General features: G+C 34.7%; 24 protein-coding genes, 1 pseudogene and 1 riboswitch. Of the genes and pseudogenes, 15 read left to right on the forward strand and 10 right to left on the reverse strand.

The genetic code is table 11. The features are described 5' to 3' along the window. The first annotated feature begins 226 nt into the window (after positions 1-226). The 5 genes from ABH955_RS00910 (at position 227) to ABH955_RS00930 (ending at position 4,790) form a co-directional block, all read left to right on the forward strand. Positions 227-1,138: a VanW family protein gene (locus tag ABH955_RS00910; RefSeq protein WP_404456623.1), complete on the forward strand. Its 912-nt coding sequence runs from the start codon at positions 227-229 to the stop codon at positions 1,136-1,138. Positions 1,139-1,375: 237 nt separating this feature from the next. After that, positions 1,376-1,482, forward strand: a riboswitch (SAM riboswitch). A 71-nt stretch (positions 1,483-1,553) separates the two neighbouring features. Beyond that, positions 1,554-2,222, forward strand: a complete 669-nt coding sequence (locus ABH955_RS00915; RefSeq protein WP_002066492.1) for an amino acid ABC transporter permease — start codon at positions 1,554-1,556, stop codon at positions 2,220-2,222. A gap of 19 nt (positions 2,223-2,241) precedes the next feature. Then, on the forward strand, positions 2,242-3,003 hold the full coding sequence (locus ABH955_RS00920; protein WP_033708422.1) for an amino acid ABC transporter ATP-binding protein: 762 nt from the start codon (positions 2,242-2,244) through the stop codon (positions 3,001-3,003). 11 nt (positions 3,004-3,014) lie between these two features. Next, positions 3,015-3,806 (forward strand): amino acid ABC transporter substrate-binding protein, encoded by a 792-nt coding sequence (locus tag ABH955_RS00925; RefSeq protein WP_002066495.1) that lies wholly within the window; start codon positions 3,015-3,017, stop codon positions 3,804-3,806. 75 nt (positions 3,807-3,881) lie between these two features. Further along, positions 3,882-4,790, forward strand: coding sequence for a VOC family protein (locus tag ABH955_RS00930; protein ID WP_404490804.1), 909 nt, complete (start codon positions 3,882-3,884; stop codon positions 4,788-4,790). Between the two features lie 200 nt (positions 4,791-4,990). Here the strand turns inward: ABH955_RS00930 and ABH955_RS00935 are convergent, their stop codons facing one another. Continuing rightward, entirely contained in the window at positions 4,991-5,509 is a 519-nt protein-coding gene (locus ABH955_RS00935; RefSeq protein WP_113936050.1) for a GNAT family N-acetyltransferase, read from the reverse strand. Positions 5,510-5,821: 312 nt separating this feature from the next. Here ABH955_RS00935 and ABH955_RS00940 point away from each other — a divergent pair, with 312 nt between their 5' ends. Together ABH955_RS00940 and colA are read left to right on the forward strand one after the other, a co-directional pair. Next, on the forward strand, positions 5,822-6,499 hold the full coding sequence (locus ABH955_RS00940) for an MgtC/SapB family protein (protein ID WP_113936049.1): 678 nt from the start codon (positions 5,822-5,824) through the stop codon (positions 6,497-6,499). 203 nt (positions 6,500-6,702) lie between these two features. Then, entirely contained in the window at positions 6,703-9,618 is a 2,916-nt protein-coding gene (colA, locus tag ABH955_RS00945) for a collagenase ColA (protein WP_113936048.1), read from the forward strand. A gap of 35 nt (positions 9,619-9,653) precedes the next feature. On the opposite strand, the gene ABH955_RS00950 is transcribed toward colA, so the two are convergent. Next, a complete protein-coding gene (locus tag ABH955_RS00950) occupies positions 9,654-10,157 on the reverse strand; it encodes a GNAT family N-acetyltransferase (protein WP_113936047.1) in 504 nt (167 codons plus the stop codon). Positions 10,158-10,409: 252 nt separating this feature from the next. Between ABH955_RS00950 and ABH955_RS00955 the strand changes: the two genes are divergently transcribed. The 4 genes from ABH955_RS00955 (at position 10,410) to ABH955_RS00970 (ending at position 13,543) form a co-directional block, all read left to right on the forward strand. Then, positions 10,410-10,808: a DUF2871 family protein gene (locus tag ABH955_RS00955; protein ID WP_002033617.1), complete on the forward strand. Its 399-nt coding sequence runs from the start codon at positions 10,410-10,412 to the stop codon at positions 10,806-10,808. A 138-nt stretch (positions 10,809-10,946) separates the two neighbouring features. Further along, positions 10,947-12,338 (forward strand): FAD-binding oxidoreductase, encoded by a 1,392-nt coding sequence (locus ABH955_RS00960; RefSeq protein WP_113936046.1) that lies wholly within the window; start codon positions 10,947-10,949, stop codon positions 12,336-12,338. A gap of 6 nt (positions 12,339-12,344) precedes the next feature. Continuing rightward, positions 12,345-12,692 carry a DUF4260 domain-containing protein gene (locus ABH955_RS00965; protein ID WP_113936045.1) on the forward strand — a complete coding sequence of 116 codons (348 nt, stop codon included), beginning with the start codon at positions 12,345-12,347 and terminating at the stop codon, positions 12,690-12,692. A 245-nt stretch (positions 12,693-12,937) separates the two neighbouring features. Next, entirely contained in the window at positions 12,938-13,543 is a 606-nt protein-coding gene (locus ABH955_RS00970; protein ID WP_113936044.1) for an FMN-binding negative transcriptional regulator, read from the forward strand. A gap of 346 nt (positions 13,544-13,889) precedes the next feature. Here ABH955_RS00970 and ABH955_RS00975 read toward each other — a convergent pair whose 3' ends face one another. The 5 genes from ABH955_RS00975 to ABH955_RS00995 form a co-directional block, all read right to left on the reverse strand. Then, entirely contained in the window at positions 13,890-14,078 is a 189-nt protein-coding gene (locus ABH955_RS00975; protein ID WP_002137631.1) for a Phr family secreted Rap phosphatase inhibitor, read from the reverse strand. Beyond that, positions 14,075-15,169, reverse strand: coding sequence for a response regulator aspartate phosphatase (locus tag ABH955_RS00980; RefSeq protein WP_404490805.1), 1,095 nt, complete (start codon positions 15,167-15,169; stop codon positions 14,075-14,077). The genes ABH955_RS00975 and ABH955_RS00980 overlap by 4 nt, the downstream gene beginning before the upstream one ends. Before the next feature lie 278 nt (positions 15,170-15,447). Continuing rightward, positions 15,448-16,914, reverse strand: a complete 1,467-nt coding sequence (locus ABH955_RS00985; protein WP_404490806.1) for a protein adenylyltransferase SelO — start codon at positions 16,912-16,914, stop codon at positions 15,448-15,450. 177 nt (positions 16,915-17,091) lie between these two features. Continuing rightward, positions 17,092-18,090 (reverse strand): NADP-dependent oxidoreductase, encoded by a 999-nt coding sequence (locus ABH955_RS00990; protein WP_002167866.1) that lies wholly within the window; start codon positions 18,088-18,090, stop codon positions 17,092-17,094. An 18-nt stretch (positions 18,091-18,108) separates the two neighbouring features. Further along, positions 18,109-18,453 carry an ArsR/SmtB family transcription factor gene (locus tag ABH955_RS00995; protein WP_002167867.1) on the reverse strand — a complete coding sequence of 115 codons (345 nt, stop codon included), beginning with the start codon at positions 18,451-18,453 and terminating at the stop codon, positions 18,109-18,111. A 533-nt stretch (positions 18,454-18,986) separates the two neighbouring features. Between ABH955_RS00995 and ABH955_RS01000 the strand changes: the two genes are divergently transcribed. Next, a complete protein-coding gene (locus ABH955_RS01000) occupies positions 18,987-20,603 on the forward strand; it encodes an FAD-dependent oxidoreductase (protein WP_404467699.1) in 1,617 nt (538 codons plus the stop codon). A gap of 120 nt (positions 20,604-20,723) precedes the next feature. Here the strand turns inward: ABH955_RS01000 and ABH955_RS01005 are convergent, their stop codons facing one another. Continuing rightward, positions 20,724-21,236, reverse strand: coding sequence for a DUF3916 domain-containing protein (locus ABH955_RS01005; protein ID WP_016127385.1), 513 nt, complete (start codon positions 21,234-21,236; stop codon positions 20,724-20,726). Continuing rightward, complete coding sequence (locus tag ABH955_RS01010; protein WP_404490807.1) at positions 21,229-22,080, reverse strand: LysR family transcriptional regulator; 852 nt, start codon at positions 22,078-22,080, stop codon at positions 21,229-21,231. Before ABH955_RS01010 ends, ABH955_RS01005 begins: the two co-directional genes overlap by 8 nt. A 97-nt stretch (positions 22,081-22,177) precedes the next feature. Here ABH955_RS01010 and ABH955_RS01015 point away from each other — a divergent pair. Beyond that, positions 22,178-23,420 (forward strand): annotated as a pseudogene (locus ABH955_RS01015) (MFS transporter). Positions 23,421-23,514: 94 nt separating this feature from the next. Here the strand turns inward: ABH955_RS01015 and ABH955_RS01020 are convergent. Continuing rightward, positions 23,515-23,742, reverse strand: a complete 228-nt coding sequence (locus tag ABH955_RS01020) for a hypothetical protein (RefSeq protein WP_404456646.1) — start codon at positions 23,740-23,742, stop codon at positions 23,515-23,517. 261 nt (positions 23,743-24,003) lie between these two features. Here ABH955_RS01020 and ABH955_RS01025 point away from each other — a divergent pair, with 261 nt between their 5' ends. Next, positions 24,004-25,131 carry a serine hydrolase domain-containing protein gene (locus ABH955_RS01025; protein WP_002128430.1) on the forward strand — a complete coding sequence of 376 codons (1,128 nt, stop codon included), beginning with the start codon at positions 24,004-24,006 and terminating at the stop codon, positions 25,129-25,131. 285 nt (positions 25,132-25,416) lie between these two features. Beyond that, positions 25,417-26,580 carry an agmatine deiminase family protein gene (locus ABH955_RS01030; protein WP_002167874.1) on the forward strand — a complete coding sequence of 388 codons (1,164 nt, stop codon included), beginning with the start codon at positions 25,417-25,419 and terminating at the stop codon, positions 26,578-26,580. Positions 26,581-26,674: the final 94 nt, after the last annotated feature.

The following is a 26,674-nucleotide window of genomic DNA, read 5'->3' on the forward strand; positions in this document are numbered from 1 at the left end:
AATGGTATATACTGGATGGGGATAAGTTACATAAAAGTTACAATCTTATCAAACTCGAAAATTTATATAAATATGTATAGACATTTACAAAAGAAAAGAGTAATTTTAATAGAGTAAAAAACAACTTGTAACATTTTCTAAATATATTGTAAAATGATTGTAACAAAAGATACATAAAAATGAAATAATACATAAGAAATAATGTTGGGGAAAAGGAGAGAGTATATTGTTCCGAAAAATAAAGGGTATATTAGTAGGGGTGCTATGTGTAGCTGTAGTAAGTGGTTGTGGCACAAAAGTAAGTGATGTGGCATTAGTAAGTGATTTTGGTGGGAACGTTGTAGAGGCTAAGGCTGATGTACAGGATTCAATTAGCTTAGTGGATGCGCGTACTGGTACTGAGGTGAAAAAAATAGACTTATCGAGCTTAGGTTATTTTGAAGATGAGGCGAAATTCAAAAAATCGGTAACGAAGGTTGCAGGTGAAGTTGGGAAAAGCGTTGACAAAAAGATGGTTCCTTCACGTATAGCTCCTGATGGATCATGGCAAGAAGGAAAGCCTTCTTTTGAATTAATGGAAAAAGAATTAGTAGATAAATTATTAAACGTTGGTATGTGGGATTCTTCATATCAGTTACCTATCGTTGAGAAAAAGCCTACCGCAACATTAAGTGATGCGCAAGGAAGTGGCACGGTAATTGGTAGATATGAAACGAATTTAGGTGGATCAGCAGGTGGCCGTATTGAGAATATTCGTTTGTCGGCAGCGAGCATAAATGGAGTTGTATTAGCAAAAGGAGACAGTTTCTCTTTCAATGCATTAATCGGTGATACAACGCCAGATAAAGGATATCAATTAGGTAAAGAAATTGTAGATGGTAAATTAGTAGATGGTTATGGTGGTGGCGTTTGTCAAACATCATCAACGCTATACAATGCAGCAGATCAAGCTGGTTTGAAAATGGTAGAGAGAACTACACATTCTAAAACAGTAGGTTATGTCCCTCAGGGAAGAGATGCTACAATTGCTTATCCATATTTAGACTTAGTATTTGAAAATACGAATGATGCTCCTGTTAAGCTTTATATGGGCATTCAAGGCGGAAAGTTAGTTGCTGAAGTACATAAGATGAAATAAATATGTAGTTAAAGGATAATAAAGTAAAATATTTATAGTTTCTATAATTGAAGCCATCTCTTCTGAATTTCAGAGGAGATGGCTTTTGTGTACAGTTTATTAAGAATAGTAAATTGATGTATTACTAGTATGTTTGAACAAGGGTTGAGTTTAATTCTTAGTTTTCCTATTGACATTGTTTAATTTTAACTGTATTCTTCATAATAACAACTAAATAAATGGAAAAATTTATTGGTTTTCTTATCAAGAGAGATGGAGGGACTGGCCCGGTGAAATCTCAGCAACAGGCTAAAAAAGCACTGTGCTAATTCCAGCAAACGTATGAGGCGTTTGGAAGATGGGGGGAAATGGATTAACATTCAACTCTTCTTATATGTGTAAGAAGAGTTTTTTTGTTTAGAGAGGGGGGGAGAAAATGAAATTTGATGTAGCGTATTTTTTAGAAAGTTTTCCGCAATTATTTAAGTATGTATACATAACTTTAGGGATTACTGTAGTTTCCATGATTATTTCTTTCTTTATAGGGATTGGCTTGGCGATCATTACAAAAAACAAAACGAAATTTTTATATCCAATTGCAAGGGTGTATATCTCTTTCTTTAGAGGGACACCGTTATTAGTTCAATTGTTTGTGTTATATTTCGGATTGCCACAAATATCTCCGGCTTTTACAGTACTTACAGCTATGCAAGCAACTTTAATTGGCCTCAGTTTAAATAATGCTGCTTATTTGTCAGAAATCATTCGAGGTTCATTAAATGCTGTGGAATCAGGGCAAATGGATGCTTGTTTATCAGTTGGAATGACAAAAGCACAAGCGATGCGACAAATTATCTTTCCGCAGGCTATTCGTGTAGCAGTGCCGTCACTTGGAAATAATTTTGTTGGATTGTTAAAAGAATCTTCGTTATCTTTTGCACTTGGAGTGGCTGAAATATTGGCACAAGCGAAAATGCTGGCGGCACAATCGTATCGTTATATGGAAAGCTATTTAGCGGTAGCGATTGTGTATTGGATTATTACAATCGTAATCAGCTGGGGACAGAAAAGGTTGGAGAAGAAACTTGATGCACCGTATTTATAAGAGAAATGAGGTGATATATGTGATTGAGTTGAAAAATTTGTATAAATCTTACAAACATAATGAAGTGCTGAAAGGAATCTCACTTACTGTAAAAAAAGGGGAAGTGGTAGTAATTATTGGACCTTCTGGTTCAGGGAAATCGACATTACTACGATGTTTAAATTTATTAGAACAACCGGATGATGGCAGTATTAGAATTGAAGATTTAGAGATTCATACGAAGAAACTTTATCAAAAAGAAATCATAAAATTACGTCAAAAAACAGCTATGGTTTTTCAAAACTATAATTTATTTAAAAATAAAACAGCATTGCAAAATATTACAACAGCATTAACGGTTGTACAGAAAAAAAGTGAAGAAGAGGCAAATGGAATAGCGAGAGAAATATTAAAACAAGTAGGCTTAGCTGATAAAGAAGATTTTTATCCGGCAATGTTATCAGGTGGACAACAGCAAAGGGTAGGGATTGCTAGGGCAATGGCTTTAAATCCAGCTGTATTATTGTTTGATGAACCGACTTCAGCACTTGATCCAGAATTAGTTAATGAGGTATTGCAAGTTATTAAAGACTTGGCAAGACAACATATAACGATGGTTATTGTTACACATGAAATGAATTTTGCAAAAGAGGTGGCTGATCGCGTTATTTTTATGGCTGATGGAATTATCGTAGAGCAGGGAACGCCAGAAGAGATTTTTCGAAACCCACAAAATGAACGTACGAAAAAGTTTTTACGGCAATTAAATGCATCTGAAGAAGGAAATCATTTCGTTATTTAGGAGGAAGAGTTATGAGAAAATCGTCATTATTACTAACATTAGCATTAACACTATCAGTTGGAGCTTTGTCTGCATGTGGTTCTAATGCAGCAAGTAAAAAGACAGATGAAAAAGTAGTGAAAGTTGGGACTTCTGCAGGTCGTAGCCCATTTATATTTAAAGAAGGTGAGAAAGTAAAAGGTTTTGATGCTGAAATTATTGAAGCGGCTGCTAAAAAAGCTGGATATAAAGTAGAATGGAATGTTTCTGATTTTGAAGGATTATTCGGTTTATTAGATTCTGGTCGTATTGATACGATTGCAAATGAATTATCCGTTTCTCCGGAAAGAAAAAAGAAATATGACTTTTCGATTCCGTATGTGTATTCAGGTTCTGTTTTTGCGGTGAAGAAAAATAATAATACAATTAAATCGCTAGAGGATCTAAAAGGAAAGACTGTAGGTGTTGGACTTGGTACAGCAGGAGAGCAAGAGTTAAAAGCTTTAAATAAAAATAATGCTTTTACGATTAAAACGTACTCAGAGGACCCAACGGCGGAATTGAACGAAGTAGGATTCGGACGCGTCGATGCTTATTATAATGATAAAGTTCAAGTGGAAACAACAATAACAAAGGCGAAACTAGATAATGTCAAAGTTGGATTTGGCCCACTTGAATGGGGAGAGATTGCATTTCCATTTGCAAAAAAGAGTGAAAAGTTAGAAGATATAAATAAGGCGTTAAAAGAATTAGAGCAAGATGGAACATTAAGTGACATATCGAAAAAATGGCTAAAAGTTGATGCTACAAAAAAACAAAATTAAGGTGTATTCGTTGAATGGGCCTATTGCCTATCAACTTACATAAAAAACTAAAGGGAACTGGAGAGGAAGTTATTCATGGTACAAATTCATCCGAAAACACGTATTGGTCATGTTGCATTTAAAGTAAAAGATCTAGAGCGTCAAATTGCCTTCTATGAAAATGTAGTAGGATTAGAAGTAATTAAACAAGAGGAGAACAAAGCACACTTAGCTGGAAAGGGTGGTAAGAATACGTTACTTGTTCTTGAGCAGTTGGAAGATGCAGCGCTACAAGAACCGCGTACGACGGGTATATATCACGTTGCCTTTTTAGTTCCGACTCGTGAAGCTTTTGCTTCGGCACTATTTGGTGTTATCCGCAATAAAAAGGTAATTGATAGTCCGGCTGAGCAAGAAGGGCGTTATACATATTCAAATGAAATTTTACCAATTTCAAGGTTTAATAGCGCAAGTGATCATACGTATAGTGAGGCATTTTATTTACAAGACTTAGAGGGTAATGGTATCGAAATATATGCAGACCGTCCGCGTGATCAGTGGGGAGAAGGGCCAGGAGGAAGTACGCCACTTGATTTAAAAGAACTAGCAGTGCTCGTTGATTATGAGTTTGATGGCTTACCAGCCGAAACGGTGGTTGGACACGTACATTTACGAATAGCTGATGTGGAGAAGTCACATGAGTTTTATGTAGATACAGTAGGTTTTGAAGTACAACAGCGTGAAGATGATTGCTTATTCATTTCGGCAGGAGGCTATCATCACCATATTGGTGCAAATACGTGGAACGGGGTAAATAATCCACATCCACCAGCACATGCAACGGGACTAAAAGTGTATACGATAGTACTACAGCATAAAGAAGCGTTAGATGAAGTGAAAGAAAGATTAATAGAAAAACAACATGAAATAAATGAAACTACACTTGGATTTACTGTAGTAGATCCAAGTGGTATTACAGTGCAGTTTGAAATAGAAGCAGTATAAAGTGAAACTTTAATTAGTGGGGGTTTTGTTCATCCCCCACTGATTATTAGCCTTCACCAATCGGGTGTTTATGAGCAGTTAATCTCCCACCTAACTTCTTTGTTCCAGCTGAATTTTGAGTTGGGAGTTGTACTGCCCGTTAACGCGGGATAAAACAAGCCAGAAAGTGTTTAATCACTTTCTGGCTTGTTTTTGATTATTTAGAGCTCAATCCAATACCTTCTCACAACATTCCCATCTTCTTCAGTGTAATCTTCATCCCGGAGACCGCCGTTATGTAAAATCGTTTTCTCAGAAGCCGTATTCACTTCGTCACAAACGACAAGTGCTTTCGTGATGTTTAATTCTTTCGTTTTTTCTAATGATAACTCTAGTAACTTTGTAGCATAACCTTTTCTTCTTTCAGAAGGGCGAATACCATAACCGATATGGCCTCCAGCATTAAATAGATGATCAGTTAAACTATGACGTATATTAACAACTCCTACAATTTTATTTTCATCTGTCACGAGCCAATAAGTAGAATCTGGTACCCAAGTTTCAGGAATATTTATTCCGTTATGTGCGTCGTGTAATTCTTGAATCATTGTCGTGAAATTAGAAGGATTTTTTGAAATAACCCATGGAATCATCGCTTCACCGCTATCTTTCCATTCGTTATAAAAATCTAAGTATTCTTCTTGTAAATCGGTAGTAGGTGTAAGTAAAGAGATGTTCATTGTTAGTAAGCTCCTTTTATTTATGTTTTTTTCACAAAAATTATGATATGAAATGAAAGCGTTTCCTGACTTTCTCAACCTCATTTCACGCAACTCATATGCCATTTTTAACTGAAAATAAGTTAGACGTTGAACTTTAAAGGTTTTTTGTATGAGAAGTAGGATGTTTTATTTATGTTAATATTTAAAATATTAACATAAAATCACTGGGATATTAAATGTATTTTAATAAAATGCTTTTATATCGATGGGTAGATGCATGTGATAATTTTTGTTTTATCTCTCTATAATGAATAAAAGGGGGAAGTGCTTGTGAGCTTACATATTGATTTTATTATACGAATCGGTGTTGCTGGTTTGTTAGGGGCGATAATCGGTATTGAAAGGGAAATTCGCTCAAAAGAAGCTGGATTAAAAACACATTTCCTAGTAGCCGTAGGGAGTGCTTTAATAATGGTCGTTTCGAAATATGCTTTTTCGGATATTGTGTTTGAAGAACATATGGCTCTTGATCCGAGCCGGATTGCAGCGCAAGTTGTTAGTGGAGTTGGATTTTTAGGTGCAGGTACAATCATTATTCAAAAGCAGGCAGTGAAAGGATTAACGACAGCGGCTGGTTTATGGGCTACAGCAGGAATAGGGTTAGCAATTGGAGCAGGTATGTATGTTGTAGGGATTGGAGCGATGATTCTCGTTTTGATTGGTTTAGAGATTGTAAGCCGTATTTTTAAGGTGCAATTTTTATTTCCGCAAAATATAACAGTGCAAATGTGTATAAATAAACACGAAGCGGTACAACAAATAGTAGAGACGCTACGAGTGAAAGGTATTCCAATACTTTCATATGAAGTGGAAGCTTTACAGCAAGATACAGAAATAGTTTATAAGGTAGGAATGCAATTGAAAAATATATCGTCAGAAGAAAAGAATGCATTTATTCAGCATATACAAGCATTACCGGAAATTACGTTTATAAAGTTAAAATCATAGTGTTGAAATAGAGGATAAATGTAGCAGGAATTTCGCTATTATCTATCCTTTTTTGACATAAATCACATGTGAAGTCAAGTGTTAATTTCACTTTGGATGGATACATGTGTGAACGTTCCCTTCTTTTTTCTCAATACAGAATAAATAGTCAGAATAGTAAAATAATGGAGCGGGACACTAAAAAATGTAAGGTAGGGGAGAGCATGAAAGGCTATTCAAAAAAAGTTTTAGTAGGGGTAAGTTTTGCTAGTTTAATGTTAGGGAGTTTTCAAGGAAGCATATTGGCGGAAGATACTAAGGGAGAGCAAGTTTCATATCGAAATGTGCTAAAAATGGAGCCGGTTGGTGTACAACTGCCCGTGGAAGAATTAGCTCATTCATCGAAAGTATTAGAAAGCAAGTCTTTTGAGAAAAGGCTACAATTTGCTGATTTATCGCAAAGACCACCGGAAGTAAAAAAGGAAAGTAAGCAATTAGCTGTAGCGAAAACTTATACAATTGCTGAATTAAATCAATTAAGCAATCAACAATTAGTAGATTTACTTGTAACAATCGATTGGGAGCAAATTACGGGGCTATTTCAGTTTAATAAGGACAGTCTTGCATTCTATCAAAATGATAGTAGGATGCAGGCAATTATTGATAAATTGAAGCAGCAAGGACAAGCTTATACGAAGGATGATTCAAAAGGGGTTGAGACATTAGTAGAGGTATTGCGCTCTGGATTTTATTTAGGTTTTTATAATGCAGAATTAAGTAAACTTAATGAGCGGAGCTATCATGACAAGTGCTTGCCGGCGTTAAAAACGATTGCGAACAATCCAAATTTCAAGCTCGGTACATTGGAACAAAATAGAGTTGTATCATCATACGGAAAATTAATAGGAAATGCTTCGAGTGATGTGGAAACGGTAACATCGGCTGCAAAGATTTTTAAGCAATATAATGATGATTTTTCTACATTGGTAGATAATCTTTCAGCTGGAAATGCGATTTACGATATTATGCAAGGTGTCGATTATGATATTCAATCGTATTTGTACGATACGAGAAAAGTACCGAAAGATACAGTATGGTACCAAAAAATAGATAGTTATATTAATGAGTTAAGTAGATTTGCGTTAATGGGAACGATTACAGAGAAAAACGGATGGCTTATTAATAATGGCATTTATTATACAGGGAGACTCGGCACATTCCATAGTACAGGGACGAAAGGATTACAAGTTGTAACAGATGCGATGAAAATCTATCCTTATTTAGGTGAGCAATATTTCGTAGCAGCTGAGCAAATTACGACGAATTATGGCGGGAAAGATGCAAACGGTAACGTTGTTAATTTAGATCAAATACGAGAAGATGGGAAGAAAAAGTATTTGCCGAAAACGTATACGTTTGATGATGGTGCAATTGTTTTAAAAGCCGGAGATAAAGTGACTGAGGAGAAAGTTAAACGTTTATATTGGGCAGCAAAAGAAGTGAAGGCACAATTCCATCGTACGGTTGAAAGTGACCAACCGTTAGAAAAAGGAAATCCAGATGATGTATTAACGATGGTTATTTATAATAGCCCAGCTGAATACCAATTTAACCGTCAATTGTACGGATATGAAACGAATAACGGCGGTCTTTATATAGAAGGAACAGGTACGTTCTTTACTTATGAACGTACGCCACAAGAAAGTATTTATAGTTTAGAAGAATTGTTCCGACATGAGTTCACGCATTATTTACAAGGTAGATATGAAGTGCCAGGACTTTGGGGGCAAGGTAAGATGTATGAGAATGAGAGATTATCTTGGTTTGAAGAAGGGAATGCTGAGTTTTTTGCAGGTGCAACGAGAACGGACAACGTCGTTCCAAGAAAGAGTATTATAGGAGGACTATCTTCGAATCCAGCAGAACGTTATACGGCAGAGCGAACGTTAAATGCAAAGTATGGAACGTGGGATTTCTATAATTATTCCTTTGCTTTACAATCGTATATGTACAATAAGAGATACGATATGTTTGATAAAGTTCATGATCTTATTAGGAAAAATGATGTAACAGCATATGATGCATATCGCTCTGCTTTAAGTAAAGATGCGAATTTAAATAAAGAGTATCAAGACTATATGCAAATGTTAGTAGACAACCGTGAGAAATATAATGTTCCGTTAGTGTCAGATGATTATTTAGCAACTCATGCACCGAAACCAGTTTCAGATATTGCCGCAGAAATTACAGCGGAAGCAAAATTAAGTAATGTATCAGTAAAGAAAAATAAATCACAATTCTTTAATACATTTACACTGCAAGGAACATATACAGGAACTTCTGCAAAAGGAGAATATGAAGACTGGAAAACAATTACGCAAAACGTTAATGATACGTTAAAACGTTTAAGTGCAAAAGAATGGACAGGCTATAAAACAGTAACAGCTTACTTCGTGAATTACCGTGTAAATGCATCAGGGCAATTTGAATATGATGTTGTGTTCCACGGTATTAATACAGAAGAAGGTGCTGTGAATAAAGCGCCGGTCGCGGTTATAAATGGTCCGTATAGCGGACATACGAATGAAGCAATCTCGTTTAAAAGCGATGGATCAAAAGATGAAGATGGGAAAATTGCTTCTTATAACTGGGAGTTCGGTGATGGTGCGGTAAGTAATGAGCAAAATCCAACTCACGTATATACAAAAGAAGGAACGTATACGGCGAAATTAACAGTAACAGACGATAAAGGATTAACTAATACTGCTACAACAAGTGTAACGGTTCAAAAGAAAGAAGATAACAGTGTAGAAAAGGAGCCAAATAATTCATTCCAAACGGCAAATAAACTGCAGTTAAATCAAGTTTTACGTGCTAGTTTAGGAAACGGTGATACGAGTGATTACTTTGAAATAAATATAGAAACTGCGAAAAACCTTCAAATTAATGTAACGAAGGAAAATAATATCGGAGTAAACTGGGTTCTTTATTCAGAAGCAGATTTAAATAATTATGTTACGTATGCACAGCAACAAGGAAATAAATTAGTAGGTAGTTACTATACGTATCCAGGGAAGTACTATTTACATGTATACCAGTATGGTGGTGGAACAGGGAATTATACGGTAGAAGTGAAGTGAAAAAAAGGGTCGCCATTCATGGTGATCCTTTTTTGTTATGCGTTATACCCGAATAATTTTAGATCTTCTCCTGAGTCTGAAATTATTTTTTCGAATCGCAATCCTACTTTTTCTAACAGCGTACCTGAAGCAGCATTATCTATAGAAGTAATTGCTACAATTCGTTTCATTCTTAGCTTCTGTACACCGTATTCTATTACAGCAGAAGCTGATTCATAGCCGTATCCTTTCGAACGGAATTTTTCTAAAAAGGCAAAGCCGATATCAACATCTTCTAATGAATCTCTTTTAATAAGGCCGCACATACCAATTGGTGTGAGATTTTCTTTTTGTTCAACTAAGTAAAGACCAAAGCCCATTTTATTATACATATCGACGGGTCCATTTAAGATGTATTTTTTTGCATCTTTTAAGTTTTTAATACCTTTATCACCAATAAATTGAATCCATGCAGGATCATTTACTAATTCAAGAATAAACGGAGCATCTTTTACATCGAGCCAGCGAAGAGTGAGTCTTTCAGTTTCAAGAACTATCAATCTATTGCACCACCTTTAATAGTTATAACAATTAGTATGGATTGCGAAATACAAAAATGCAACATATTTTAATAGAGCCCTGCTTGTTCACATAAAGTTCGTTTGTTTTGTATAAAAGGATATTTTATAATTAGAATTGATTGTAAAGAGTGAGATACTTATACAATGACTCCTAGGTAACTAGGAGTCATTGTATAAGTATCATTATTACTAAATATGACGCACTACACATTCTACTTAAGGAGGTACATAATGAAGAAATTATATAATGCATCGTTTACTTATTTGATTATCGGTTTATTGTCAGGAATATTTGCTAGGGAGTATGGAAAATATAAAGGGATTTTAGGATCTACTTTATTAAATCTTTTGCATACGCATACGTTAGTACTTGGCTTTTTCTTCTTTTTAATTGCTTTAGGATTAGCGAAAGTATTCGCGTTTCATGAAGTGAAAGGATTTAATAACTGGTTTATTTTACATAATATCGCATTAACTTTAATGTTAGGTTCGCTAGCAGCGAGAGGACTTCTTCAACTAAATGGAGCGGACTTTAAAGGGTTAACTTATATTGTAGGGTTCTCTCATTCTATGATGGCATTTACTTTAGTTTGGTTTATGATTCTGTTGAAGAAATCGTCTAAAATATAGTTTTATAAAAAAGAACTTGTAGGGAATACTGCAAGTTCTTTTTTATATATAAAATTATAGGAATCTCACTATTCTGATTATTTTGTATAAAAATGGTATAATTAATGTGGCGTAAATAATATAAAAGGAGAGTACGTAATGGAAATAACAATTGAACGTTTAGTAAATGAATTAAAGGATGTACTTCCTGAAGAGCAAGTAGTGGTTAATAAGACAGTAAGAGAGTTACATAGTAAAGATGAATCTTACCATACTAGTAGTTTACCTGATGTAGTTGTTTTTCCAAAAACGATGGAAGAGGTTAGAGCAATAATGAAAGTAGCGAGTGAGCATAAAAAACCTGTCATTCCATTTGGAGTAGGTTCTAGTTTAGAAGGTCATATAATTCCTTATGAAAAGGGGATTACAGTTGATTTTTCATTAATGAACAAAATACTTGAAATAAGAGAGAAAGATTTTCTTGTGAAAGTACAACCAGGAGTGACTCGTTCTCAGCTCAATAAAGAATTGAAAAAGTACGGTTTGTTTTTTAGTGTAGATCCAGGTGCAGATGCAACGTTAGGAGGCATGGCTGCTACGAATGCGAGCGGAACGACAGCGGTTAAGTATGGCGTAATGCGTGATCAAGTTCGTGATTTAGAAGTGGTGCTTGCTGATGGGCAAGTGATACATACTGGCAATTTAGCGGCGAAGTCATCATCAGGTTATCATTTAAATGGTATTTTCGTAGGATCAGAGGGTACGCTTGGATGCTTTACAGAGCTAACATTAAAAGTATACGGCATACCAGAACATGTTATGGCTGCGAGAGCATCGTTTCCAACTATAAATGATGCAGTAGAAGCTGTTATTAATATACTACAAGCTGGTATTCCAATTGCGAGAATAGAACTTGTTGATGAATTATCTATGAAACAAGTAAATCATTACAATGAAACAAATTACAGAGAAGAACCAACACTGTTTTTAGAGTTTCACGGAAATGAAGCAGGGCTAACGCAAGATATCGAGTTTACGAAGGAAATTGTTTTTGATCATAAATGTAAAGAAGTTGCTTTTGAAACTGAAACTGCGGCAAGAAATAAATTATGGGATGCAAGACATAACTTAGCTTATTCTTACGTTCATAGTTACCCTGGCAAAAAGCTAATGAGTACAGATGTATGTGTGCCAATTTCAGAGTTAGCTGGCGCGATTCAAAATGCGAAAGAGACGTTAGATAAGGTGGGCCTTGTTGGTGGTATTCTTGGCCATGTAGGAGACGGGAATTTTCACGTGCTCTTAATGATTGATCCAAATGATAAAGATGAAGTGAAAAAAGCGGATGAAATAAATGAAAGTATTGTACTGTATGCTCTTAAGCGTGGCGGAACTTGTACAGGAGAGCATGGCGTTGGAATAGGAAAGCAGAAGTATCAAGAAGAAGAACATGGTGCGGCATTATTGGTAATGGAGAAAATAAAGAAAGCTCTTGATCCGCAAAATATTTTAAATCCGAATAAAATTTTCAAGCTAACAGATAAGGAATGATGAATTTTGGAGAAACGAATTATACACTTTGAAGGATTGGTCGTCTTATTAGCTGCGATTTATATATATGCATTATGTGGATTTAGTTGGTTATTATTTATCGTATTACTTTTTGCACCTGATTTAGCAATGGTGGCGTACGCTATTAACAAACGTGTTGGTGCACAAATTTATAATCTATTTCACACATATATCATATCAATATTACTTGTTTTAATAGGGGTCTATGTAAAGATGGATACAATTTTAATGGTTGGTTTAATATGGACAGCACATATTGGAATGGATCGAATGCTTGGGTATGGATTGAAGTATGAAACTGATTTTAAGGATACGCATATTCAGAGGTTATAGCTTAGGTAAAACGGAATTCATTGAATATGTATTAGAAAAAGCTATGAAGGATCGTTGAATAGAAGAGTTTGTATCAATACGAAAATAGACTAAGGTGGCAGAAATCATATAATGCCACCTATTATTTTTGAAGAAGAGGTTTTACTATATGAACTGACCTTATAAAACAATTACAATCTGCCCCTGCCAAATAATAAATCTCGTAAATATAATGGGAAATAAGAAGATAAGAAAAGAGGGAGCTTATGTACATACCAAAACATTTCACTATAAAAGATGAAGAGACGAAGTACGAAATGATTGAACAAAATAGCTTTGCAACTTTATTTTCTCAACATAACGGGGAACCATATGCAACGCACTTACCGTTGTTATTAAATAGGGAGACTCTAACTTTACATGGCCATTTCGCACGTCCGAATGAACAGTGGAAAGATATTGAGAATCAAGAAGTATTAGCAATATTCCAAGGACCACACAGTTACATATCGCCGTCGTGGTATGAAACAAACAAAGCTGTACCAACGTGGAACTATGTTGCAGTACATGTATATGGAGAGTTAGAAGTTGTTGAGGATGAACAGGAATTATTAAATTCTCTTCAAGATTTAGTACATAAATATGAAGACCCACAGAGTACCTACTCGCTAAATGAAGTAGATTCGAATTATATGGCAGGATTAAGTAAAGGGATAGTTGGGTTCAAAGTAAAGATAAATAAAATAGAAGGAAAGGCGAAGTTAAGTCAAAATCATTCTGTGGAGAGGCGGAATTTAGTTATTGAAAAACTTGAGAAAGTTGGTAGTGAGGGGAGTAGAGAGATTGCGGAGTTGATGAAAGGAACAAAATAAGTTCTGTGAAATGAAGGTAATTTACTAATTTTGTAGAAAATATATTTTTACTTAAAAGAAAATGCCTCCGTAGCTCTAGAAGGGAAGAGCGCCGGAAAACATGTCGCACCGGGTCGCAAGGCGAAGGTTTCAGAAGCACCGAAAAGCAAATAAGCTGAGACAGGCGGAATTCCTGTCGGTGAAATTCCGTAGGGAAGCGTGTTCCCCTCAGCCTATGCTTACGAAAGGAGTGCGGGTTCGAATCCCGTCGGAGGCATATGGAAAGCCCTGTATGAAGAAATATTCGATTACATTAACTAAATAAGTGCATTTAAAAAAGACCTTCTTAATGGAAGGTCTTTCGTTTTTAAAGCGCTTTTACAGCTGTTGTTGAGTTGTAGTCTTTACTTACGTCAACAGATTGAACAAAGTCAGGTCTTTGTGGTGCAGGAAGATCAGCATGACCCGCTTGGTATGTAATTGAACTATGAATACCAGTAGCTAAAATACCGAAAACAGATAGTCCTAAAAAAACAGAGCCAATTTTTTTAATCATTTCAATGCCCCTTTCTCAAATGTTTTTTCTTTTGCCTGTAACGCCTTATGAAAATATTCGCTTGCCTTAATGTGGTTATTTTCACCATAAAATTTAACAGCTAATTTTTCTGAGTATTCTTGAGTGTAGTTATATAATAATTCTTTGTCGAAATACGTAATTCCTTTAAGAATAATTGTTTCTAATTCTTCAGAAGGAACATTATTATTTATTTCGTTTAGAATTTTAAAATGATATATATATTCTTCATTATTTAATTCCATACAAATTTTTAATCCTTTTTGGATTAACCCCTCAGCAATACTTGTTTCATCTAGTTTAGAGTGTTCTCTTGCTTGTAAGAAGAGAGCTTTGAAATGTGTAGGCCTCTTTTCAGTTACTTCTGATAGGTGACGTATTGCGAGTGTGGAGAGGTTTTGACTGGCATATAACCAACCCAAATTATTACGTACACTTAAAATTAATTCTTTTTCATCGGATTTTTGTAAAAGGTGTATTGCTGAATTATATTGCTCTTCTGCTTGTTCATATTGTTTTAAATATACAAATGAGGCACCTAATGTATTTTTACATAATCCAACTTTAACTTCGTAGCCAGCTTGTTTATTGAAAATCTCTTTAGCCTTTGTCGCATATTCAATAGATTCAATTGGTTGGTAAAAGTGATAATGGAAAATAGCCATTCGATAATAAAATTCAGCCTGCTCTAGATTATCAGTGTTATTTACTAATAATAATTTAGCCTGTTCATAATGCTCGCTAGCTAAGTTATAGTCTGTGGTTAAAGTTGCATAAATGCCTTTAAAGAAATGATAGTAGTAAGACAGTGGGTGATTAGATGAGATTACGTAAGAATCTATTTTATCAAAACTATCTTTTGAAATGCTTAAATTATCTGCTAAAACTTTAAATCGAAAGTCTAGTAATGAATGATATAATGCTAAGTTTTCATCTTCTTCAAAGTTTAGTTCCTTTTCCTCAATTTCATGCTTTAAATTCGTTGCCTGTGAAACATCTTGCTTTAGCATAGCTAAATACCAATCATTAAATAATTTCGTAATTTGTTCATTACCTTGTAGTTGAACGTTCATGAAATCCCCTCACTTTTTGAATATTCTTATAAAATATAGTATCAAAAATAACAATATTTAGAAATGATGTTTTATATTTCTCAACATTTATTTAGTAGATTTACTATTAAACAAATTGGAATAAAGATAGTTTTGATATTTAGTTTAAGGAAGGAGGGAGTGGAATTTAGTAAGGATAGCTAAAGGGTGCTTCAGTCCGCTTTTTTGAAAGGGAAATGTATAAAAAGGTGCGTTCACACAATTTGTATGAACACACCTTTTAAAAAAGTATTACACAATCACGTCCCGCAAAAAGTACGATAAGGACGATTAGACGGCACAGGAGGCGTGCAGTAATCCGCTTGTTCTTGAGAATATTCATAAGGATTTGCTAAAGCTTGAAGAAGTTTCTCCATTACGCTATAGTCTCCATCTTTAACAGCTGCTTCTAGTGCTTCTTCTACTCTGTGGTTCCTGGGGATGATTACTGGGTTGTTATTTTTCATCAACTTGTAGGCATCATCTTGTGATTCTTTTTGTCTTTCTAACCGAGATTGCCATAGCTCGTACCATTCTTTAAATTCAGGACTTTCAAATAAAGGTGCATTTTCTAATGTATTGTCAGTTAATGCACGGAATGTATTTGTATAATCTGCTTTATATTTTTCCATCGCTTTTAAAAGTTTCTCAATAAGTGATTGATCATGTTCTTCATTGCTAAATAGTCCTAATTTCTTCTTCATTCCGAGGAACCAATTGTTTTCGTACTGCACGCTGAACTTTGAAATTTCATCTTGTGCAATCTTTAGTGCTTCTTCTTCATCTTCGTGTAGAATCGGCATTAAAGATTCAGCTAATCGTGCAAGGTCCCATGCAGCCATATATGGTTGATTTCCGTATGCATAACGGCCTTGTGTGTCAATAGAGCTAAATACTGTTTCTTGATTATAACTATCCATAAAGGCACACGGACCGTAATCAATCGTTTCACCGCTAATCGTTATATTGTCAGTGTTCATTACGCCGTGAATGAAGCCAACGAGTTGCCATTTTGCGATAAGGCTTGCTTGTCTCTTAATGACTTCTTGTAGTAGTGCGACATATGGATTTTCAGTAGATTCAACTTCTGGATAATGTCTTTTTATCGTATAATCAGCTAAAGCTTTGAAATCTTCGATTGAGCCTCGAGCTGCGGCGTATTGGAATGTTCCAACGCGTATATGACTGCTTGCAACTCTAGTTAAAATAGCTCCAGGTAACTTCGTTTCGCGATAGATTGGTTCGCCAGTTGAGACTACTGCTAAACTGCGAGTAGTTGGAATATCAAGCGCGTACATCGCTTCACTAATAATATACTCACGTAGCATCGGACCGAGTGCAGCGCGGCCATCACCACGGCGCGAATATGGAGTTGGACCGGAACCTTTCAATTGAATATCAAACCGTTCGCCTGAAGGAGTAATTTGTTCCCCAATTAAAAGGGCACGACCATCTCCTAACATGTTGAAATGACCAAATTGGTGCCCAGCATACGCCTGAGCTAGTGGATGAGCTCCTTCTGGGATTGCGTTACCAGCTAAAATGGCAACTTCGGTTTCTTTTTTTAATTCCTCAGGAGTAAAGCCAAGAGATATTGCTAAAGAATTATTTAGTTTAATTAACTCCGGTGAGTGTACAGGAGTTGGGGGGATTTCTGTATAAAATGATTGTGGTAAAGTCGTATAACTATTATCTAAATTCCAACCTGCTTCATTATTTTTAGTCATTTTATCTCCTCCTTGTTTATTTTTTTATTATGTATTTGTACGTATGTATTCTTTGTAAAATTAGCTAAAAGTATAATATGATATTTCCCCTTGAAATCTATTGTAAGGACTTCATTGCACTATGTCTATTTAACAGCAAATAATAAAACTCCATTTTAAAAAAATGGAGTTTTATTATTATTTGATTTTTACAATTATCTTTCCTTTTGCTCTTCCAGACTCTGAATATTCCATTGCTTTTTGAGTATCTTCAAAAGGGAAAATGCGATCGATTATAGGTTTGATTTGTCCAGATTCAATATACTTTGCAATTATACGTAATTGATCTCCGCTTGGTTTCATAAACAAAAACGAATATTGAGCATTATGCTTTTTTTCAAGTGCAGTAAGTTTTTTGCTTGCTAATGAAAATAAGAGTGTTTTGAAAAATCCTGAACCAAATTCTTTACCGAAGCGAGCATTCGGCATTCCTGAAACGGAAACAATGTTCCCTTCGCTTTTTATAATATCGAATGATTTTTCAAGTGTTGTACCGCCAAGTGTATCAAATACCGCATCATAATTTTTCAGTATATCTTCAAACTTTTCTTTTTTGTAATTAATAATTTCATCTGCGCCAAGAGACTTTACTAAATTTTCACCAGCTTCACTAGCAGTTGTTGCAACAGTGGCACCCATTATTTTTGCTAACTGAATTGCGAAAGTACCAACACCGCCGGATCCAGCGTGAATCAAAATCTTTTGTCCTTTTTGTAATTGCATGATGTCATGTAATGCTTGATATGATGTTAAGCCAACGAGTGGAATCGACGCCGCTTCCTCAAAAGTTAAATTTTTCGGTTTTAAGGCTATATCATCTTCATGAATGGCTATATATTCCGCAAAAGTACCGATCTTATCTTTTCTTGGACGTGCATATATTTCATCACCAACTTTAAATTGAGTCACCTTTGTTCCGACTTTTATAATGACACCAGAAAAGTCATTACCAAGAATAAGGGGCATTTTATATTTAAGTAACAACTTCACTTTTCCATCGCGTATTTTAAAATCAATTGGGTTAATGCTAGCTGCATGAATTTCTGCGAGCACCTCATACTGATTTATTTCAGGGGTGGGCATCTCAGTCATACGCATTGGAACTTTCCCGTACTTATCAATCACCATTGCTCTCATTTCTTATACCTCCAAAGTTCAATAAAAGTTTTGCAGTAGCTTCTCAATATCTAATACAAGATTTTTTAATAATCCTAATTTTGTACGTATGTCAATATAATAAAAGTTCTTTGTACCTTCTTTACGCATTAAAATAATACCAGCTTCTCGTAAAATCTTAAGGTGATGTGATACTGCTGGTCGAGAAAGGTGTGTTTGTTTAGTGATTTCGCCAACACGTAATCCAGTTTGACATTCTGTTTTCATTAGAACTAATAAAATAGCTTGACGTGTTTCGTCACCAATTGCCAGTAATACTTTTTGACAATTAATAAAATCTTCTTTAATAACATTTAATTGTTCTTGTTTATTCATTTCAATCACTATACCTCCAATAATTAGTCGAAAGGTTTAAGATGATGAACCATTACATCGATACGGTAATGCTACATGAATGTTGTATGAGCTGCAATATTGAGAAAGAAAATCGAGATGAATCCATTTTTACGTATTGAAAATTATGGAGTAGTTATTATAGGGAATAGAAAATAATGGAGTTGAAAGGTAGAAAATGATTTAACAATACGATGTCTGCCGAGGATAAAGGGTAGCCATTTAACAATAAAATAAGCGGTCGTAACCTTGTATAATTTACAAGGTTACGACCGCTTATAATGTTTTTATTATTTTTGATGTCTATATCAGAGAATAGTTCAAAGTAAAGTAGGGCCTTCTTTTTTATCCTTTCATACACACAAAAATTAAGTGACTTGTAGATGTATGAAAGGATAAAAGTAATTTGGGACGTAATCTATCTATATGATAATTCAAAATGAAATATAAGTCTATATTTTTGTTGGTTTTTTGATTATATTTATGTCACTGAGCTCAGAAGAATATATGTGGAGGGAAAATGTATGGAATCGAAACATGTACCAGTTTTAATTGTTGGAGGGGGATTATCAGGATTATCGTCTGCATTATTTCTTGCGAAACATAACATTGATTATGTACTTATTGAAAGGCATCCGTCTACTGCGATTCATCCGAAAGCGGGTGGAATTACATTTCGCACAATGGAATTATTCCGAGAACTGGGTCTAGAAAAAGGAATTAGATTAGCTGGTAAAGCATTAGAGAATTGTCACGGGAGAATTGCAGTTCAAACAATAGCTGAGGTAAAGCATGAAGAGTTGGAACAAATAAGGGCGGCGCAGTATGAAAATAACGGAAATTTATTTCGTAAAGTGGAAGAGATTAGCCCATCAAAACAAACTGCTTGTTATCAAATTACTTTAGAGGAGATGATGTTACAAGAAGCACAGAGATTAGGCGGGAAGCTATCTTTTTATCATGAACTAGTTTCTTATGAGCAAAATGGAAACGGAGTAATAGCAACGATTCGAAATCGTAAAACGAAAGAAGAGAGCATGATTCATTGTGATTATGTAATTGCAGCAGATGGAGCGAAAAGTAAAATACGTGAACAGTTAGGTATTTTAACCGAGGGCCGTGGTACAATCGTTGGTTATTATATGAACATATATTTTGAAGCGGATTTGAGTGAATTTATTAAAGGAGACGCATTCGGTTTTACTATGATACTTCATCCAGAAGTAATTGGTGCGCTTATTCCAGTCGATAACGAAAGTAAATGGATTTATCATGTAGCTTATGATCCAGTAAAAGGGGAGCGACCAGAGGATTTCTCTATAGAACGCTGTAAACAAATTATTCAAACTGCAATTGGAAGTACGGATATTAAGCCAGAAATAGTAAGTGTTTTGCCGTGGGAAGCGAGTGAAAGTACAGCGGTAAAATTTCAGGACAATCGCATCTTTTTAGTTGGTGACTCGGCGCATATTATGCCGCCAACAGGAGGATTCGGTTCAAATACAGGAATACAAGATGCACATAATTTAGCTTGGAAATTAGCGGCTGTTATAAAAGGGAAAGCAAATCCAAAATTGTTAGAAACGTATCATGACGAGAGATATCCTGTTGCAAAATTAACGACGGACCATGCGAGTAGTATATTATTTCGTGCTGCGAATAGAGAGGAAGGTAATTTGAGTAATATGGATAGTTTAGCTGTCACTGCTGGTTATCAGTATTGCTCAGAAGCAATTATAGACGAATGTAACACACCGCATAGAATGAATATAGTTGATTTGAACGGACGCCCGGGAACGCGTGCGCCACATTTTTGGGGAACTTATGAAGGAAAAGAAGTTTCTATACTTGATCTATTTGGTAGCAACTTTGTGTTACTTACTGGAGCAGAGCCTAGTACTTGGACTGAAGCTGCAAATGTTGTTTCATCTGGATTAGGAGTAAAGATAAAAGTATATCAGGTAGGTTTAACTGGTGATTTTATCGATCAAGGTAACTTTTTTAGAAAACTATACGGGATAGAAAATGGAGGAGCGGTAGTAATAAGACCAGATGGATTTATTGGATGGCGTACGGAAAATGAGGTATTAAAGCCGAACGTATTACTTGAAGAAGTAATGAACAATTTATTGTGTAATTAAATAAGAAGCACCGCTTGTATTTCACAAGCGGTGCTTTATAACAATCCACTTTCAACTTACAAAATAAAAATATTGTAAGTTGAAAGTGGATATATTCGAAAAATCGTTGATATTATTTGATTATGATAACTCTCCTATAAACAAAAGTTCTCCTTCATCATAAAATCCATCTTCATCATGGATTATCTCTTGGAAATGCAATGTTTGGATGCTGTTAGAAATTGATATTTTCCATTCATGCCCGAAGTCGGAAGCATTGGAGAGGGGAATCCATTTTTGAAATTCGTTATCTCTATTGAAAAAATTTTGAAAGTAGTCATCGTTTTTAAATATGATGATTTGTGAGTTCCATAAGCTTGCTATTTTGATCATAACAACGACTCGATATGTATTTGTATCGTTCGGTTTCATTGTCATTAATTGATTCGCTTGATTTAACAGGGCTTGAATGCACAATCGCTTTACTTTCCTAGGTGTTGTACTAGAATCGATAAAAGCTTGAGAGCCTGGTAAAGGCATATGCCAGTATTCATCGTTATAGAAAGTAGACGGAAATGCTTTAGTAGAGTCTTCAATTCTTTTTATAAGAGTTTGTGTTCTTCGTTTCATACCACGTATTTTCTGTTCACGCATTGTTGATCATCTCCATAAATTTTTGCAAGGCAGCTGAGTGAAAAATGTCTTTTCGAGTAATAAAGGTAGTAGGAACCTTTTTAAAGTGATTTGGTAATGTATTTAAAGATACACCATGTTCATAATCTGGAATAATGGATTTCATCATAATAGCCGCGCCCATACCTGATTTTACACATGCAAGTATTGCTTCAATTGTTCCGAACTCTAGTATTCTTTTAGGTGAAACCCCTTCTTCTTGAAGCCAGTTTTCTAATAGTTTTCTGTAATAACATCCTTGACTAAAAGCGAGTAAATTCAGTTCTCCTATTGTTTTAAAGGAAGATAGAGGAGTCTTACTAATGAGAACGAGTTCTTCTTCTCGAAATAAAAGGGTATGAAGTTCAACATGCTGAATATTTCCAGCGATGAATGCTCCATCCAGTTGACGGTCTAAGACGAGTTGAGTTAACCATTCGGTCGTATTTGTTTCTAAAATAAATTCGACTTCTGGATACTTTTCATAATAGGTCGTTAATATAGGTGTGAGACGAACGGCTGTTGTAGATTCTGTGCACCCGATTTTTAATGTGCCTTTCGGATGGGTTCTGCTACTTTGAACAGCTTTAATGGATTGATCCATTAAGTGGATGATTTGTTTTGCATATGTTAATAAAATTTCTCCGTTAGAAGTTAAAGTAACACCTTTTCCGTTTCGATAAAATAGTGGTACGCCTAATTCGTTTTCTAGTTGTTTTATACGCATCGTTACACCTGATTGTACATAGTTTAAGTTTTTAGCGGCATGAGATATATTTCCTTCTCTCGCAACTTCAAAAAAAACCGTTAAATCTTTAATGTCCATTTATTATCACCCCGAAAAAGGTATCAATTTTTTTGATGGATTCTATTAATAACACTTATTTTACATGATATCAGAACCTTCATACAATGAAAGGTATATGGGGGAGATAACGTTGATAAGTGAAGAAAAAATTGAAAAGTACAGTAGTTCTAATAAATGGATCATGTTAACTTTGGCAACGGTAGCACAGGCAAGTGCAACACTTATAACATATGGAGTAGGGGTACTCGCTTTATTTTGGAAACAGAAATATGCACTTTCGAATATGCAGGTTGGGTTGTTAATAAGTGCTGTAAATATTGGTCCGTTGTTTTGTATGCTTTTTGCCGGAAGGTTACTTGATCGATATAATGAAAGAATATTAATTGGAGCGAGTGCCGTATTACTTGGCGGGGCGCTTTTACTTGCTCATATGGCAAGGGGATTTATTGGGTTATTATTTGTCCTTTTTTTAATAGGGACTTTTTATAGCGTATCCCAGCCAGGGGGAAGTAAAGTAATCTTGAAATGGTTTCCGAAAGAGATTCGCGGATTAGCTATGGGAATACGGCAAGCTGGTATACCTATTGGAGGGGCGTTAGCAGGAGTAATAATCCCTTTGCTTACAATTAAATTTAGTTTAGCTTATACGATAAATGTTATTGCAACTATATGTATAGTAGGCGGGTTATTGTTTTTCATATTTTATAAGGAATCGTACGTACGAGAACACACGAGCCAAGAAAATGTAAGTATTTCTTTTTGGATGCAGTTAAAAAAAGGTAATATGTAAAAAAGAGCTGTATCCAATTTTTATTACAGGTATTTGCATGATTTCTTTACAAATGATATTAGTCGGACATTTTATAAAATTTTTAGTCATTGAAAAATCGATAACACCTATTGTAGCAGGGAAAGTATTTTCAGTTATGCTATTTGCAGGAATGATTGGGCGAATTATATTAGCTACAATAAGTGATACATATTACAAAGGTGATCGTCGTACACCTTTATTAATAACTGTATGTATTTCTTGTTGCTTAATTTTAGTTGTTGTAATGAGTATAAACACAATGACACTTGAGGTATTGTTTGTGATGAGCGGACTGCTAGGGTTCTTTGCGATCGGTTGGTTTAGTCTTTTTATGGTTGAAGTTGCTGAGTCTGCAAGTGAGGAATCGGTAGGGATGACAGTGAGTTTTGCGCTTACACTTAATCAAATTGCTATTATCTTTGCACCTGCTTTGTTGGGTTATATAGTAGATGGAAAAGGCTACACATATGCATGGATGGGGATAGCTGCATTACTAAGCGTTTCAGTAGTGAGTTTATGTAAAAGTAAACGAATATTAAAAATGTAAATCTTTTATGAATAAAATCTAAAGAAATGTCGTGAGAGTGACATTTCTTTTTTTATATGCTGTATAATCAATTTAGAAATGAGATTCGTTTTCATTAACGCTCATTTCCTCTTTTGAAATTACCTGTAATTTTAGCCATAATAAGCTGTTTTTCTTTTTCGTTACTTGCCCGATTTATTTTGTTTAAAAATTTTTCAGCATCATTTCCTTTTAAAATTACAATCTTTTTTTCGTAATATTCAATTAAAACTATATTGTTTTTTGTTACTCGATAATGAAACATCATATCATCTAAACGATTGCGCTTATCGGTCTTTTTCAAATTAACGCCTCCATTCTTGTTAATGTGTAACGAATGTTACATAAAAAATTAAAATTAAAGTTGGATGTATCCGATTGTAAGGTGGAAATTTTGTAAAAAAGAACTACAATAGAGAGTAGTTAAAATTTGAACGTTAGAAAAAGGAATCTAGTTTACTATGAGGAATAATAGAGTAGATAGATTATAAGATATTTAAAAACTAAAAGATATAGAATAGAATGGAAAAGTATAAAGTGAAACTAGATAAAAGAGGGTTCCCATATGTTTAAGAAATGGTTAATCGCTTTCTTTGTTTTTGCTATTTTTTGTGGGAGTGTCGCTGCACTCATACATGCAAATAAAGAAAAGAAATACAGTTTGAAGGCATTTTCAAATTTTGAGGATAAAGTTGGAAATGTTCAACCGAAAGTTGATGCGAATCAGCAAAAACGTTATGATATTGCAGCAACGAAACTCGATCAATATTTAAAAGATAAAGGATTTAACGGGACGGTTCTCGTAACGGATAAAAATAATGTGGTTTTACGAAAAGGCTACGGGTATGCGAATGTAAAAGATAAAGTTTTAACAACGCCAAGAACAAAATATCGCATCGGTTCCATAACGAAAACAGTAGTTGCAATATCTATATTACAGCTAAGAGAAAAAGGGAAATTGAATATTGAAGACAATGTAAATAAGTATATTCCATCGTTTCCAGCAGATAAAAACATTACGTTACGAAATTTGTTAACACATACGTCCGGGTTACCAGATCAGGGACAAGGTAGTGTTGATGCGGCATCACGTTTAAAGTTAGTAACGTGGATTGGAGCGCAAAAGTTGCAATTTCCTGCAGGGACAGGATGGAAATATACAGATTATAATTATATGGTACTTGCGTATATTGTAGAAAAGATATCGAATAAACCGCTTGCTGAATATGTGAAAGAAAACATTTTTACTCCTGTTGAAATGAATGAATCTGGTATGGGTGCAACTCTCCCTGAAGATATTTTCTTAGCAGAAGGTTACACGAAAAAAGATAATGAGTTAATAGCTACACCCCGCTTAAAAATGAACTGGCTGTATGGTTGTGGTGAAATGTATACGACCGTTGAAGATATGAAAAGATTAGATGAGGCTATTATGGATGGAAAGCTGATTTCTAAACAAAGCTTATCAGATATGTTTACAGTATCACCTGCGAGAAAATATGGATTTAGCTTCTATATTTACCCAGATTATTATCATAACCATGGTGTATTAGCTGGCTGGAACACTTTTAATAATTTTAACTGGGATAAAAGAACGTTTGTAATATTATTCTCTAACGTACAAAATGGTATGAATGATACATTTAATCAAGAGTTTAGGAAATTAGCGAATGATTTAATAGAAGGAAAATAATTATTTGAAAATCGGTATTGATATAAAATTATCAATACCGATTTTTTTATTTAGTGAACAAGCATGTATGAGAGGGGATTAGTATTAGAATAAATTTATGAAGGAAGTTAAATGATATGGATGTTAAATATAGGAAGTGTATTTTGTGAATGTCATCTATTTGTATTGAAATTATGTGATTATCATGCGGAAGAATAATTGGTAATTTTTACATTGATGAAAAAGCTTGAGCTTCACACTATGTTAAGCCTTACAGTATTGTAGACATGAACAGGAGGTTGAAAAATGAAAAAAATAGTAAAGTTTTGTTTAATAGCTACATTATCTACAACGATTATTAGTGGATGTTCTTTTGAAGGGAATAATGAAAATGCCAAAGGGAAAGAGAAAGAGGATAAAAAAGTAGAGGTACAGAAAAACGCTGGAAAATATACGATGCCGGATGAAAAAGATAAACATGAAGGTACATGGCTACAATGGCCTCATGAATACACATATGGTCAAGAGTATAAACAAGAAGTTGAACCTATTTGGATTAAGATGGCAAGTGCTTTAACTGAGGGTGAAAAAGTCCACATTGTTGCATATGATGAGGAAGAGAAAGAGCGAATCAATAAGCTTTTAATAGATAAGGGGCTGAATATGGATAAAGTTGATTTCTTTATCGCTCCTACTGATGATGTGTGGGCAAGAGATAGTGGACCGATTTTTGTTTATGACAATAATAAAAATCTAAAAATATTAGATCCAGCATTTAATGGTTGGGGAAAGAAAACTCCATATAAAAATGATGCCCGTATACGTGAGAATGTTAGTAAACAATTAGGGATTGAAAGAATTGATTGGGGGAAATTTGTCCTTGAAGGTGGCGCAATTGAATTAGACAGCAATGGGACTGCTTTATTAACTCGAAGCGCAGTAACGAATAAAAATAGAAATCCTGATTTATCAGAAGCGGAAATTGAAAAATATATAAGTGACCTTGGGGTGACAAACTTTATTTGGTTAGATGGAGTGCCTAATTTAGATATTACTGATTTTCATATTGATGGATTTGCTAAATTCCATGATAAATCTACAATCGTAACGATGGCAGAAGATGACTTGGCTGAATGGGGCTTGTCAAACAAAGATATGGATAAATTGTTAGATGCAAAAAATGCTTCAGGACAGAAATATAAGTACGAATACTTACCGCTTAGTAAAGATAAAGTTACTTTAGAAGGTGGAAAAACTCTAGATTATAAGGGGTCGTATATCAATTATTATGTTGGGAATACAGTTGTATTGGTTCCTAACTATAATGATCCAAATGACAAAATCGCAAACGATACGATTCAGAAATTATACCCGGATCGTAAAGTAGTGGGAATTGATGTGAGAGAGCTTTATAAAAATGGCGGAATGATCCATTGTGTGACACAGCAACAACCGATTCAATTGAAGTAATCGATTATAGTTTCGTTATGTTGCTTTATAGACAAAATAGGTGAAATGCTATCTTTACTTATTTTGTCTTGTTTTAACATCTGTAACAAGAACG

Origin of the sequence: Bacillus sp. RC240, assembly GCF_044907945.1 — a bacterium.
GTDB classification, from domain to species: Bacteria; Bacillota; Bacilli; order Bacillales; family Bacillaceae_G; genus Bacillus_A; species Bacillus_A mycoides.

Bases quoted from the DNA above. Each gene is read 5' to 3' on its own strand.
- ABH955_RS00915 (WP_002066492.1), top strand. From the start codon at position 1,554: ATGAAATTTGATGTAGCGTATTTTTTAGAAAGTTTTCCGCAATTATTT.
- ABH955_RS00925 (WP_002066495.1), top strand. From the start codon at position 3,015: ATGAGAAAATCGTCATTATTACTAACATTAGCATTAACACTATCAGTT.
- ABH955_RS00930 (WP_404490804.1), top strand. From the start codon at position 3,882: ATGGTACAAATTCATCCGAAAACACGTATTGGTCATGTTGCATTTAAA.
- ABH955_RS00935 (WP_113936050.1), bottom strand. From the start codon at position 5,509: ATGAACATCTCTTTACTTACACCTACTACCGATTTACAAGAAGAATAC.
- colA (WP_113936048.1), top strand. From the start codon at position 6,703: ATGAAAGGCTATTCAAAAAAAGTTTTAGTAGGGGTAAGTTTTGCTAGT.
- ABH955_RS00955 (WP_002033617.1), top strand. From the start codon at position 10,410: ATGAAGAAATTATATAATGCATCGTTTACTTATTTGATTATCGGTTTA.
- ABH955_RS00960 (WP_113936046.1), top strand. From the start codon at position 10,947: ATGGAAATAACAATTGAACGTTTAGTAAATGAATTAAAGGATGTACTT.
- ABH955_RS00970 (WP_113936044.1), top strand. From the start codon at position 12,938: ATGTACATACCAAAACATTTCACTATAAAAGATGAAGAGACGAAGTAC.
- ABH955_RS00975 (WP_002137631.1), bottom strand. From the start codon at position 14,078: ATGATTAAAAAAATTGGCTCTGTTTTTTTAGGACTATCTGTTTTCGGT.
- ABH955_RS00980 (WP_404490805.1), bottom strand. From the start codon at position 15,169: ATGAACGTTCAACTACAAGGTAATGAACAAATTACGAAATTATTTAAT.
- ABH955_RS00985 (WP_404490806.1), bottom strand. From the start codon at position 16,914: ATGACTAAAAATAATGAAGCAGGTTGGAATTTAGATAATAGTTATACG.
- ABH955_RS00990 (WP_002167866.1), bottom strand. From the start codon at position 18,090: ATGAGAGCAATGGTGATTGATAAGTACGGGAAAGTTCCAATGCGTATG.
- ABH955_RS01000 (WP_404467699.1), top strand. From the start codon at position 18,987: ATGGAATCGAAACATGTACCAGTTTTAATTGTTGGAGGGGGATTATCA.
- ABH955_RS01005 (WP_016127385.1), bottom strand. From the start codon at position 21,236: ATGCGTGAACAGAAAATACGTGGTATGAAACGAAGAACACAAACTCTT.
- ABH955_RS01010 (WP_404490807.1), bottom strand. From the start codon at position 22,080: ATGGACATTAAAGATTTAACGGTTTTTTTTGAAGTTGCGAGAGAAGGA.
- ABH955_RS01025 (WP_002128430.1), top strand. From the start codon at position 24,004: ATGTTTAAGAAATGGTTAATCGCTTTCTTTGTTTTTGCTATTTTTTGT.
- ABH955_RS01030 (WP_002167874.1), top strand. From the start codon at position 25,417: ATGAAAAAAATAGTAAAGTTTTGTTTAATAGCTACATTATCTACAACG.